Source organism: Croceicoccus sp. YJ47 (assembly GCF_016745095.1).
In the GTDB taxonomy this organism is placed as follows: domain Bacteria; phylum Pseudomonadota; class Alphaproteobacteria; order Sphingomonadales; family Sphingomonadaceae; genus Croceicoccus.
In genome coordinates this window covers 2,611,340-2,623,656 of the sequence record NZ_CP067087.1, presented here as the reverse complement: position 1 = coordinate 2,623,656, position 12,317 = coordinate 2,611,340, and the positions used below count along the sequence as shown (strand labels likewise).

Here is a 12,317-nt window from a genome sequence, read left to right as displayed (position 1 = left end):
AAATGCCGGATTATACTCCGGTCAGGCTATGATCCACACCACGATAGCGGCAAGAACGGCGACTGCAATCGCGCCCCATTTCGCATAGCCGATGAAACCTTCGTATGTTTCCTTGGCCGCATTGATATCGTTACGCTTCGCCATTTTCGTAAAACCCGTTTCCTGTATCGTAAGCTGCTCTTTCGCAGAGGTCCATCGTCCAGGCACGCCGGCACTTGTTCCCCCATTGCCTGCCTGTATCGCGGCTGTGCGCACCGCACAAGCCGTGGCCGCGCCCTGGGCCGGGCATTATTATTGCGCGAAATTCGAAAAACCTTTGCCGCACTTATGAAAATCATAACGCTTTGGTATGGTAATAGAGTGCAGGTGGCGGCATGGCATATCCGTCCGGCCTTCGACCCGTGCATTCGCGCCGGAACGAAAAACGAAGGGATTCGCCGATCTGGCGTCAGGTTTCGCGTATGCAGGAGGTCGTCGATGTGGGGTGGGTCGTAACGTTCCGGGGTATGTATGGCGGATGAGCAGAACCGGCATCTCATGCTGGTCGATGACAATGCCGATCGGACGCGGCAGATCAGTGCGATGGCGGCGCGCGCGGGATGGCGCACGACCCGCATCGCGAGTGCGACCGCGGCACTCGCCTGGCTGTCGCAGGACGATATCGTGCCGCCCAATGCGCTTCTCGTCGACGATCGCGTCGCGGGTGAGGAAACGTCGCAGCTGATCGGCGACGTCCGCAGCCTGCTCCCCGACCTCCCCGTCCTGCTTTTGACCGAGGCGTCTTCATCGCTGCTCGCGGTGCAGGCGATGCGCGCCGGTGCCGTCGATTACCTCGTGAAACCGGTCGGTTCGGAACGGCTGCTCTACGCCCTGGAAAGCAGCCTTCAGGGGCGCCGGCAAAAGGACGAGCTTGCCCCGCTGGCGGAGAAGATCGGGCGCGATCTCGGCTTCGACATGATGATCGGCTCCGCGCCCGAATTGCGCGCCGCGCTCGCCCGCGCGGCCAAGCTGGCGCGCGGCCACGCCCCGGTGCTCGTGTCGGGAGAGGCGGGAACAGGCAAGGAACTGCTCGCCCGCGCGATCCATTCCGCCAGCCCGCGCAGCAAGCAGGCGATCCACGCCGTGCATCTCGCCGGCGTGGCGCCCAGCCATATGGAATCGGCGCTCTACGGCCATGAAAAAGGGGCATTTGCCGGCGCTTTCGAACGCCATGTCGGCCTTCTGGAAAAGGCGGATGGCGCGACCTTGTTCATCGACGACATCGAACGGTTGCACCCCACGCTTCAGGCGCGGCTCGCCACCACGATGGAGCGCGGCGACGTGAAGCCGGTCGGCGCGGCGCATGGCTTTCGCGTCGACGTGCGCATTCTCGCCGCCGCCAGCCATCCCGCGCCGCACATGCGCGACACGCGTATCCTCGATGACCGCCTGTGCGACCTGCTTGCCCCGAACGAGGTCAGCCTGCCGCCATTGCGCGAGCGGTCCGGGGATATTCCGCCGCTGTGCCGCCATTTCCTCACGCTCATCGGGGAGCAGCCCGGCCTGCGCAAGCTCAGCATTTCGGACGAGGCGCTGGCCCTGCTCGAGGGATATGACTGGCCCGGCAACCTTCGACAGCTGCAGGCCGTATTGTTCCGCGCGGTGGTATTCTGTGATGTGGAGACGCTCTCGCCCGGCGATTTTCCGCAATTGCTCGACATCGTCGGCGACCATACGCCCAGTGCCGCGCCGCAGGCCGCGGGCATCACCCTCTTCGGAAGCGATGGCCACATTCGCTCGCTTCAGGATATCGAATCGGACGTGATCCGGCTTGCCATCGGCCATTATCGCGGCCGGATGAGCGAGGTCGCGCGGCGGCTCGGTATCGGGCGCTCGACGCTCTATCGCAAGCTTGCCGAACTCGGCATCGACAGCGCGACGTGACGGCGCCCTACCATTCGCGCATCGCCACATCGCGCGGAAGGTAGAGCGGGTGGCGCGGGTGGCCGTGTTTCGTGAGGCCGAAATGATGCAGCGCCCCGCCCTCCTCCCGGCAGAGCGCGAGCACGGCGTCCCCGCGCCCGCGATGGGCGCCGTGCACGCCCCACGCCGCCACGGTCCGATCCGCAAGCGATAGCGCAAGCCGGGCAGCATCGTCGTTATGACGCCCCACCGGCCCGCGCCGCCGTTTCAGCTTTGCCGGATCGGTCTCGCGCAGCGCGAACAGGTTCCACACCAACAACGCCGCGCCCGCATCGCGCGCCCGGTTGTGACAGCGCGCGATGGTCGGATCGTTGCTGAGGTGGTCGGCCTTCGACGGGTTCAGCATCGCAATCGCGTAAAATGGCGCATCGCGCCACAGGAGATAGCGATAGCGGCCACATCGGCTGAATACCGCGCCATGCCCGCTCTGCGAATCATGCCGGAAATCGAGCATCGCGTCGCCGGCCCAGTGGCGGATGCGCGCAATTCGGCCCAGGTTCATTCCGCGAGACGGGCAAAATCGGTGAGCGCCGCATCGCGCAGGCCGCGCCACACCCGCATCGCCTGCACCGTTTCGGCGGCGTCATGCACGCGCAGGAGCGCCATGCCCGCATCCATCCCCTTCAACGCGATGGCAAGCGAGCCCGGCATGCGTTGCGGCGCGGGCACCTCCTTCGCCAGCGCGCCGATGAACCGCTTGCGACTGGCGCCCAGCAAAAGCGGATGTCCCAGCGCATGGAACAGCGGCAACGCATTGATGAGTGCGAGGTTTTCGGACAGCGTCTTGCCAAACCCGATACCGGGGTCGAGCACGATATTCGCGCGGGCGATCCCCGCCGCAATCATCGCATCGCGCCGCGCGGCCAGCCAGTCGAACACGTCCAGAACCACATCGCCATAGACGGCATCGCCATGCAGGTCGCCGCCCTTTCCGGGCGCGTGCATCGCGACGACGGGCACCTGCGCCTGCGCCACGATGTCCATCGCGCGCGGATCGTGGCGAAGTGCGGACACGTCGTTGATGATGCCGGCCCTAGCCGCGATCGCCTCGGCCATGACCGTGCCGTTGCGCGTGTCGACCGATACCGCCGCCCCCCCGCGCGCCAGCCGTTCGATCACCGGGATCACGCGGCGCAGTTCCTCGCCCTCGTGCACCGGGTCCGCGTTCGGGCGGGTCGATTCGCCGCCGACATCGATGATCGCGGCCCCCGCCTCCAGCATGGCGGCACCGTGGTCCACCGCCGCATCGGTACCCGCAGCAAGGCGCCCCCCGTCCGAAAAGCTGTCGGGCGTGATGTTGAGGATGCCCATCACCTGCGGCTGGTCGAGGCGGATCGTCCGCGCCCCGCCCGGCGTTGCGAGGGCAAGCGCCGGATGGGCCATGCGCAGGTTCGCCCATTGCCGCTCCGCCTCTGCACCCAAATCGTCCGGCAGGCGCGCGATGGCCGCCGCCATATCGGGCGCGGTGACGGTTTCGCGCGCCGCGATGGCGCCGTCCGCCCCGCGGCGGATCAGCGCGAATTCGCGGGCATAGACCATGGATCCGGCAAGCCGCACCGCGTCCCCGCCAACCGCCTGCGGCGCGTCGACGAAGCTGATCGGGCTAAGATAAAGCTTTTCCATCGCCCGCATGTAGCGAGGTCAGTCCTCCGTCGCCAGACGATAGAGATTGCGCGCGGCATCGATGGGGGTCAGCCCGTCCGCCCCGTCCGTGTGCCAGAAGGTCCAGCCATTGCACGACGGCGCGCCCTGCATCTCGGCGCCCAGCGAATGGATCGAGCCGATCGCCCCCTTCGCCGACGCGCCCTCGGCCATGAGCGAGCCGTCCGCGCGCACCACCGCGCGATAGCGGCGCTTCTTGTCCGTCAGCACGGTGCCCGGCGCGATATAGCCATTTTCGATGAGCGCGCCGAACGCCACGCGGGGTGCGCTGCGCTTCGACTGCATCGTCTTCAACGCGCTTTCGTCGAGCGGGAGCGCCATTTCGATCCGCTCCATCGCCGCGCCGCGATAGCGGTCCTCCCGCTCGCACCCGATCCATTCGCGGCCCAGCCGTTTCGCCACGGCCCCGGTCGTCCCGGTTCCGAAAAACGGGTCGAGCACGACATCGCCCGGCTTCGTCGTCGCCAACATCACGCGGTAAAGCAGCGCCTCCGGCTTTTGCGTCGGGTGCACCTTCGCCCCGTCCTGCTTCAACCGTTCGCCGCCCGAACAGATCGGCAGGACCCAGTCGGACCGCATCTGCAATTCATCGTTCAGCGTCTTCATCGCGCGATAGTTGAAGGTGTATTTCGCCTTCTCCCCCATCGACGCCCAGATCAGCGTTTCATGCGCATTGGTGAAACGCGTGCCCTTGAAATTGGGCATCGGGTTCGATTTGCGCCACACCACATCGTTAAGGATCCAGAACCCCGCATCCTGCAACGCGGCACCGACGCGAAAGATATTGTGATAGCTGCCGATGACCCAGAGCGAGCCATTCGGCTTCAGGATACGGCGCGCCTCGGCCAGCCAGTCATGAGTGAAACGGTCATAGGTCGCAAAGCTGGCGAACTTGTCCCAATCGTCAGTGACCGCGTCGACCGCACTGCCGTCAGGCCGGGAAAGATCGCCGCCCAGCTGCAGGTTATAGGGCGGATCGGCGAACACCATGTCGATGCTGTTGTCCGGAATGGTGCGCATCGCGGCGATGCAATCCCCATCCAGGATGCGGCCAAGCGGCAGGCGCGCGCGCAGCTCCTGTGCCGTTTCGCGAGTCGTCGGCGCGGCCTTCGCGCGCGTTTTGAGCATGGTTGCCATCGGTCGTTTTCCCCTGTGGACAACCGTGATGAATCCATAGCGACTCGCCGTCAAGCGCCGATTTTTTCGGCCCGTTCATCATCGCGCGACCGGGCCGGGCGCATGTCAGGGCGCCGCCACATGATGTGGAGTCCCGCCCGCGTCCATGGACTCGACATGTTGCGGTGTGGCGCGAAAGACTCAGCAGCGCGCGCGAAGGATCAACCGAACAGATCCGCCTGCGCAACAGGGGCGAAGCTGCGCCGGTGCAGTGGGGTCGGGCCATGACGGCGCAACGCCTCCAGATGGTCCTTCGTCCCGTAACCCATGTTCCGGTCCCAGCCATATTGCGGGTGATGCAGCGCCGCATCGCGCATCATGCGGTCGCGATGTTCCTTGGCCACGATGCTCGCGGCGGAAATGCACGGTTCCTTTGCATCGCCCTTCACGATGGCGCGGGCCTTCCACCGCCATTCCGGGCGCCGGCCCGCGGGCGTCAGATTGCCGTCGACGAGCACCTCGACAGGGTCGCAGCCGATCTTCGCGCATAATTGTTCCACCGCGACACTCATGGCGAGCATCGTCGCGCCGAAGATGTTGAGCCGGTCGATCTCGCCCACCTCGACCACGCCGACACCAAAGACGCAGCGGCGGCGGATCGCCTCGTCCAGCCGTTCGCGCGCCGCGCGCGACAACACTTTCGAATCGCCAAGACCCGGCGGGCGCGGCTTGCACAGGAGCACCGCGGCCGCGACCACCGGCCCGGCGAGCGGCCCGCGTCCCGCCTCGTCCACGCCCACAATCATGCGCGTCGGCGGAACCTTTGGCCCCGCACTCGAATTATGGTGTTCATGATCATTCCGCGCCCGATTTCCATCACCGTCCCCCTTTCGCTCGTCGGCGTCGTCGTTGCAAGCTGTGCGCCCGCACCGCAGAGCAATGCCTCCGAACCGCGCGAAACATCCGGGGCCGCTGCGCCCTCTTCCGAAACGGACGGCTTTCCCGGCTTCACCCTCGCCGAAATGGGGACGTTCGACGAACCCTGGGCGCTCGCGTTCGAGCCGGGCACGGGCCGTCTTTTCATCACCGAGAAAAAGGGCAACATCCGCATCCGCGAACCCAATGGCGCCATGGGCAGCGTGAGCGGCGTGCCCCGCGTCGATTACGGCGGTCAGGGCGGCCTCGGCGATTTCGTGTTCGGCCCCGATTATGCGCGCACCGGGCAGGTTTATCTGAGCTGGGTCGAGGCGGGCGACGGCGACACGCGCGGCGCAGTCGTGGGACGCGCGCGGCTGATCTGCGAGGAAAGCGGCACGAACTGCACGCTCGATGGGCTCGAAACGATCTGGCGGCAGACACCCAAGGTTACAGGCCGCGGCCATTATTCGCATCGCATCGCCTTTTCGCCGGACGGCCAATATCTCTTCATCACCAGCGGCGAGCGGCAGAAGAAAGACCCTGCGCAGGATCTTTCGAACACGCTCGGCACGATTGTCCGCCTGCTTCCCGACGGCACGCCGGCGCCCGGCAATCCGTTCGCGGATCGCGGCGGCGCTTCGGCACAGATCTGGTCCTATGGCCATCGCAACATGCTCGGCATCGACTTCGATCCGGAGGGGCGTCTCTGGGTGCTCGAACACGGGCCGAAGGGCGGCGATGAGCTGAATCTCGTGCAGAAGGGCGGCAATTATGGCTGGCCGGCGGTGTCGAACGGGGTGAATTACGACGGCACGCCCATTCCCGATAACGATACGCGCCCGCAATTCATCGCGCCGCGCATCGGATGGACCCCGGTGATCGCGCCGGGCAATTTCATCTTCTATACCGGCGACATGTTCCCGGCGTTGCAGGGGCAGGCCATCATCGCAGGGTTGAAGACCAAGGCGATCATCCGCGTCGGTTTCGACGGGACCACGCCGACCGAACTCGAACGCCACCCAATGGAACGCCGCATCCGCGAAGTGGCGCAGGGGCCGGACGGCGCCATATGGGCGGTGGAGGATGAGGGCGACGCGCGGCTCTGGCGCCTGACGCCGGCGGAGTGACGGCACGCGACCGGCTTGCCCGCGCTTGACTTCACGGCGGGCCGCGAACCCACGGGATAGCGTTTCTATCGCCCCCTTGCGCTTTTTCGCAATCGACAGCGTGCGTTTCGCGCCCTATCGGCCCGCGCATGTCCACGATCATCCCTCTTGCCAATGTCGATCCCGCCATGGTCGAGCAATTGCTGGACCGCGCATTCGAGCCGGAGCGGCACCGCCGCACCGCCTATGTCGTGCGCGAGGGGATGGACTGGCTGCCGGCGTTGTCCTTTGCCGCGCTCGATGACCAGGACATGCTGTGCGGCACGATACAGTGCTGGCCGGTTGCGCTCAACACGCCGGAGGGGCGCGCCGTGCCGCTCGTCATGGTGGGACCGGTCGCGGTGCTCCCCGCGATGCAGAACGAGGGTTTCGGCAAGATGCTGATGCTCTCCGCGCTGCAGGCGCTTCGCGACGTATCGGGGCCGCAGGGCGCATTGCCGCAGGTGCTCATCGGCGATCCCGAATATTACGGGCGCTTCTTCGGCTTTACCGCGGCGCATACCGGCGGCTGGGTGCTTCCGGGGGAGTGGGGAGCGCGGCTGCTGTGCCGTGCGGACAACCCGGCGGTCCTTCCGGAAAAGGGCGTGCTCGGCCCTTGGGGTGCGGCCGCCCGCGCCGCAGGATAGCATCGCCGCGATAAAAGCGGGGACGCAGGTCTTGGCGTTTGCGCGTGCCGGTGCCAGATAGGGTCCGTGCCCTACGAACCGACCCCCGATCTCGCCTCCATGTCCCTTGCCGAGGTGGCCGACGCAGTCGCTGCGCGCAAGCTGCCCCCGGTGTCGAGCTGGAACCCCGAAAACACCGGCGACAGCGAGATGCGCATCGCCGCCGACGGCACCTGGTATCATCAGGGCTCGAAAATCACGCGCCCGGCCATGGTCCGCGCGTTTTCCAGCCTGCTGCGCCGCGAAGGCGACACGTACTGGCTCGTCGTGCCGTATCAAAAACTGTCGATCGCTGTGGATGACGCGCCCTTCGTCGCCGTCGACGTGACGCGGCACGAGGTGGACGGCGCCCCCGTGCTCGCCTTTCGCAGCAATACCGACGATCTGGTGACGGCCGATGCCGATCATCCCATCTTCGCGCGGGGCGACCCCGATACGCCCGCGCTCTATGTCGAGATGCGCGACGGCCTCCTCGCCCGGCTCGACCGGTCGACCTATGCGCAACTGGCCGAGATCGCCATCGCGCGCGGCGGCGAACCGCTGGCCGTGGAAAGCAGGGGTGCGGTGTTCCCGCTGACCCCGGAATGAGCACGATCCGCGAGGCGCTGACCGCCATGCACCGCCGCGGCCATGCCCGGCCGCTGACCGATCTTCGCGACGATGCCGATTTCATGGACGACAATACGGCGCGCCCCGCCGCCGTGCTCATCGCGGTGACGGAGCGGGCGGACGAACCCGGCGTGCTGCTCATCGAACGGCCCGCGAAAATGCGCACCCACGCCGGGCAGGTCGCCTTTCCCGGCGGCGGCATCGACGCGGGCGAAACGGCGGAGCAGGCGGCGCTTCGCGAAGCGCACGAGGAAATCGCCCTTGCGCCCAGCCGGGTCCACATCATAGGCCGCACCGACGGATATCGCACCGGAACGGGATATGCCATCACGCCCGTGCTCGCCACCGTGCCGCCCGATCTTCCGCTGCGCGCCAATCCGGCCGAGGTCGACGAATGGTTCGAGGTGCCGCTGTCCTTCGCGCTCGACCCTGCGAACCATGTCGCGCGCAGCGCCACGTGGAAGGGGACGAAGCGCCATTTCATCGAGATGCACTGGGACGGGCACAGGATCTGGGGCGTTACCGCGGCGATACTCGACAATCTGTCGCGGCGCCTGCGCTGGACCGGCCGGTGACGCTCCCCGCCCTGCCCTGGACGCGGTGGGACGGCCTGCGCGCGCTCGTCGATGCGCTCGGCGCCGAGGAGTGCCGCTATGTCGGGGGATGCGTGCGCGATGCGTTGCTGAACGTCGCGGCGCAGGACATTGACATCGCCACCCGCCATGCGCCGGATGCGGTGATGCGCAGGCTGAACGATGCGGGCATTCGGACGATTCCGACCGGGCTCGATCATGGTACGGTGACCGCGCTCCTTCCCGAAGCATCGGTGGAGATCACGACGCTGCGCCGCGATGTCGCGACCGACGGGCGTCATGCCACGATCGCCTTCACCGACGATTGGCGGGAGGATGCGGCGCGGCGCGATTTCACGATCAACGCGCTCTATGCCCATCCCCTGACGCTGGCCATCGACGATTATTTCGGCGGGCTGGACGATTTGAAGGCCGGGATCGTGCGTTTTATCGGCGATGCGCGCACCCGGATCGCGGAGGATCATTTGCGGATCCTGCGCTATTTCCGGTTCGAGGCGCGTTTCGGCTCCGGCGCGCCCGATGCCGAGGCAATAGCGGCATGCCGGGAATGTGCACCGACCTTGATGGGGCTTTCGCGCGAACGGATCGGGCAGGAACTGCGCCGATTGCTCGCGCTGCCGCGGCCTGCCGAAACGGTGCGGCGCATGGCCGACCTTGGCGTGCTGCGCGTGATCCTGCCGGAATGCGGGACGGATGAGCGCGACACGCTAAGCCGGCTGATCGAGGCGGAGGACGCGGCGGGTATCGCCCCCGATGCGATGCGCTAGCTTGCCGCCCTGCTGCCGCCGCGGCGCGATGTCGCGGCACAGGTCGCGGCGCGGCTGCGTCTTTCCAATGCGCAGAAGAAACGGCTCATCAGCGCGGCGGAGCGGGAGGCCGGCGATGCCACCAATCCGCGCGGCCTGCTGTTCCGGCTGGGACGCGAACGGGCGGAGGATCGGCTTCTGCTGCTCGGCGCATCGGTTCGGCCTATCGCGGGATGGGAACCGCCCGCCTTTGCGATCGACGGGCGTGCCGTGATGGCGGCAGGCGTGGAAAAAGGCCCCGCGGTGGCGGCGGTGTTGCACAAGGTCCAGGCCCGGTGGATTGACGAAGGGTTTCCCGGCCCCGACCGCACCCATGCCATCCTGCGCGAGGAGGTCGGATGACTTCGCGTCCCGCCCTGGTCGGACCGCCCCTGATCGCTCCGGTCAGCATCGGGAAAGCAGCAGGCTGCTAAGGCGGAGACATGGATCTTTCCTTCATCCCGTTCGACGCGCTTCCTTTCGGCGACGTGCTCGAGGCGCAGCCGCTGCTTGCGCTCGCGCTGTTTGCCTTGCTCGTGTCGATCATCGGCTCGATGGTTGCGCGGGTGGCTCCTGCGCCCGGCGCCGCGCTGCGCTCGCTCGGCAGCGTGGGGCTGGCCGGCGTGCTGATCCTCACCGTCATCGACGTGGCCCGCATGAACCCGGATGTCGATTTCGCCCTCCCGCAACTGGGCATGCCGAAACAGGTGGTCGAAGGTGATGAAACGCGCGTGCCGCTCGGCCGGGACGGGCATTACTGGGTTGAGGCGACGATCAACGGCCATCCCGAACGGTTCCTGATCGACACGGGCGCCTCGCTTACCGCCATCGCGCCCGAAACCGCACAGGCCGGCGGGATCGAGCGTGAGGCGCTGCGCGGGACGATCGCGCTGCGCACCGCCAATGGCGCGGCGCCGGGACAGATGGCGTCGATTGCGGAGCTGCGCGCGGGCAATATCGTGGCCCGCGATCTTGACGTAGTGGTCGCCCCGTCGATGGGCGGGATGAACGTGCTGGGCATGAATTTCCTGTCCCGGCTCGATGGCTGGCGGGTGGAGGACGGGACGCTGATCCTGACCCCTGCTCCGGCGCAGGAAACGGACGCCGACGAAATATAATTAGGATCACGCGAAATAAGGTTTGCATCTGCCGAACGATGCGCCTATCTGCCCCGATGTGACAGCGCGGGATCACCCGCGGCATCGGATGCAAGCGTGAACGCTGCCGGGACAAATCGGCAGATGTCCGCACCCGATTTACGGTTCGCACCGCAAAGCTTCCCCATTCACGCTAGGGTCGCGATTTTGACCCCGCGCATTTCGCGCGCCGCTGCGCTTTGCAATTGCGCGCGGCGGCGGGAATGCGCCTGTATACGAGTGACCATCATGTCCTATTTCAAAGAACTCGGCCTTGCCGAACCCATCCTGCGCGCGCTTTCGGCCAAGGGCTACGAAGAGCCGACCCCGATTCAGCGCAAATCCATCCCCTCGCTCATGGAAGGGCGCGACCTGCTCGGCATTGCGCAGACCGGCACCGGCAAGACGGCGGCGTTTGCGCTGCCCTCGCTGCACCGTCTGGCGGATAGCGGCGGTTCGCCCAAGCCGGCCTCGTGCCGCATGCTCGTCCTGTCGCCGACGCGCGAACTGGCCGCGCAGATCGCCGACAACATGGGCTATTACGCCAAGAACCTCGATCTTTCGATCCAGTGCATCTTTGGCGGCGTCCCCGCGAACAAGCAGGCGCGCAAGCTGACCCATGGCACCGACGTGCTCGTTGCGACACCGGGCCGCCTGCTCGACCTCATCGATCAGCGTGCGCTGACCCTGCGCGATGTCGAAATCTTCGTGCTCGACGAGGCGGATCAGATGATGGACCTCGGTTTCATCAAGCCGCTGACCCGGATCGCCGCGATGCTGCCCGAAAAGCGTCAGTCGCTGTTCTTCTCCGCGACCATGCCGCAAGCGATCCAGCAACTCGGCAAGCGATTCATCACCAATCCGGTGAAGGTCGAGATCGCGCCACAATCCACCACCGCGGAACGGGTCGAGCAATATGCGACCTTCGTGAACCAGGCGGAAAAGCAGGCGCTGCTCACGCTTTCATTGAAGGCAGGGCTCGACAAGGGCGAGATCGAACGCTGCCTCGTGTTTACCCGCACGAAGCATGGCGCGGACAAGGTGGTGCGCCATCTCGCCGCCGCCGGGATCGTCGCCGCCGCCATCCACGGCAACAAGTCGCAGGCGCAGCGCACCCGCGCATTGGACGGGTTCCGCGAGGGCCGCGTGCCGGTGCTGGTCGCGACGGATATTGCCGCGCGCGGGATCGACGTGACGGGCGTCAGCCATGTCTTCAACTTCGAAATTCCGAACGTGGCCGAACAATATGTGCACCGCATCGGCCGCACCGCGCGTGCCGGGGCCGATGGCGTCGCCATCAGCTATGTCGCGCCGGATGAGAAACCCTATATCCGCGATATCGAGAAGCTGACGCGGGTGAAGCTCACCCCGATGCCGCTGCCCGATGATTTCACGCTGCAGGCTGCAACCCTGCCCAAGCCGAGCCGCGCACCCGCGGGTGCCGAACGCGCGCCGCAGGGCGAACGTCGCGGCAATGGCGGCGGCGGCGGCGGGCGTGGCCGCGGCAACGGCGGCGGTGGACGCGGCCGCGGCAATGGCGGCGGCGGGCGTGGCCCCAAGCCCGAAGGCCAGCGGCAGGGCGGCGAACGCCGCGAAGGCGCCGAGGGGCAGCGCAACCGCCGTCCCCGCGGGCCGAAGCCGGCACGGGCCGGTGGATCGAACTGATCCCGTCCGGTTTACGGATCACGAAAACGACGGCGCGGGG

General features: G+C 66.7%; 13 protein-coding genes. 8 read left to right on the top strand and 5 right to left on the bottom strand.

Translation table 11 applies throughout. From position 1 onward, the window contains the following. Positions 1 to 21: 21 nt before the first annotated feature. Positions 22 to 144: an aa3-type cytochrome c oxidase subunit IV gene (locus JD971_RS12775; protein WP_202083944.1), complete on the bottom strand. Its 123-nt coding sequence runs from the start codon at positions 142 to 144 to the stop codon at positions 22 to 24. A 366-nt stretch (positions 145 to 510) separates the two neighbouring features. Here JD971_RS12775 and JD971_RS12770 point away from each other — a divergent pair, with 366 nt between their 5' ends. Further along, a complete protein-coding gene (locus JD971_RS12770; protein WP_202083941.1) occupies positions 511 to 1,923 on the top strand; it encodes a sigma-54 dependent transcriptional regulator in 1,413 nt (470 codons plus the stop codon). 7 nt (positions 1,924 to 1,930) lie between these two features. Here the strand turns inward: JD971_RS12770 and JD971_RS12765 are convergent, their stop codons facing one another. The 4 genes from JD971_RS12765 to JD971_RS12750 all read right to left on the bottom strand — a co-directional run bounded on the left by JD971_RS12765 (position 1,931) and on the right by JD971_RS12750 (position 5,546). Next, positions 1,931 to 2,464 (bottom strand): DUF1643 domain-containing protein, encoded by a 534-nt coding sequence (locus JD971_RS12765; RefSeq protein ID WP_202083939.1) that lies wholly within the window; start codon positions 2,462 to 2,464, stop codon positions 1,931 to 1,933. Continuing rightward, positions 2,461 to 3,585, bottom strand: a complete 1,125-nt coding sequence (folP, locus tag JD971_RS12760) for a dihydropteroate synthase (protein WP_202083937.1) — start codon at positions 3,583 to 3,585, stop codon at positions 2,461 to 2,463. Before folP ends, JD971_RS12765 begins: the two co-directional genes overlap by 4 nt. An 18-nt stretch (positions 3,586 to 3,603) precedes the next feature. Next, the gene (locus tag JD971_RS12755; protein WP_202083936.1) at positions 3,604 to 4,761 is read right to left on the bottom strand and encodes a site-specific DNA-methyltransferase; all 1,158 of its coding nucleotides are present in this window, start codon (positions 4,759 to 4,761) and stop codon (positions 3,604 to 3,606) included. A 200-nt stretch (positions 4,762 to 4,961) separates the two neighbouring features. Beyond that, the gene (locus tag JD971_RS12750) at positions 4,962 to 5,546 is read right to left on the bottom strand and encodes a ribonuclease HII (RefSeq protein ID WP_202083934.1); all 585 of its coding nucleotides are present in this window, start codon (positions 5,544 to 5,546) and stop codon (positions 4,962 to 4,964) included. 45 nt (positions 5,547 to 5,591) lie between these two features. Here JD971_RS12750 and JD971_RS12745 point away from each other — a divergent pair, with 45 nt between their 5' ends. The 7 genes from JD971_RS12745 to JD971_RS12715 all read left to right on the top strand — a co-directional run bounded on the left by JD971_RS12745 (position 5,592) and on the right by JD971_RS12715 (position 12,277). Beyond that, positions 5,592 to 6,785 (top strand): PQQ-dependent sugar dehydrogenase, encoded by a 1,194-nt coding sequence (locus JD971_RS12745; protein WP_202083932.1) that lies wholly within the window; start codon positions 5,592 to 5,594, stop codon positions 6,783 to 6,785. 128 nt (positions 6,786 to 6,913) lie between these two features. After that, entirely contained in the window at positions 6,914 to 7,450 is a 537-nt protein-coding gene (locus JD971_RS12740) for a GNAT family N-acetyltransferase (RefSeq protein WP_202083930.1), read from the top strand. Between the two features lie 66 nt (positions 7,451 to 7,516). Next, positions 7,517 to 8,077 (top strand): DUF1285 domain-containing protein, encoded by a 561-nt coding sequence (locus tag JD971_RS12735; protein WP_202083928.1) that lies wholly within the window; start codon positions 7,517 to 7,519, stop codon positions 8,075 to 8,077. Then, entirely contained in the window at positions 8,074 to 8,673 is a 600-nt protein-coding gene (locus tag JD971_RS12730) for a CoA pyrophosphatase (protein WP_202083926.1), read from the top strand. The genes JD971_RS12735 and JD971_RS12730 overlap by 4 nt, the downstream gene beginning before the upstream one ends. Further along, a complete protein-coding gene (locus tag JD971_RS12725) occupies positions 8,670 to 9,458 on the top strand; it encodes a CCA tRNA nucleotidyltransferase (protein WP_371809649.1) in 789 nt (262 codons plus the stop codon). Before JD971_RS12730 ends, JD971_RS12725 begins: the two co-directional genes overlap by 4 nt. Before the next feature lie 461 nt (positions 9,459 to 9,919). Further along, positions 9,920 to 10,594 carry a TIGR02281 family clan AA aspartic protease gene (locus JD971_RS12720; protein ID WP_202083924.1) on the top strand — a complete coding sequence of 225 codons (675 nt, stop codon included), beginning with the start codon at positions 9,920 to 9,922 and terminating at the stop codon, positions 10,592 to 10,594. Positions 10,595 to 10,861: 267 nt separating this feature from the next. Then, complete coding sequence (locus tag JD971_RS12715) at positions 10,862 to 12,277, top strand: DEAD/DEAH box helicase (protein ID WP_202083922.1); 1,416 nt, start codon at positions 10,862 to 10,864, stop codon at positions 12,275 to 12,277. Positions 12,278 to 12,317: the final 40 nt, after the last annotated feature.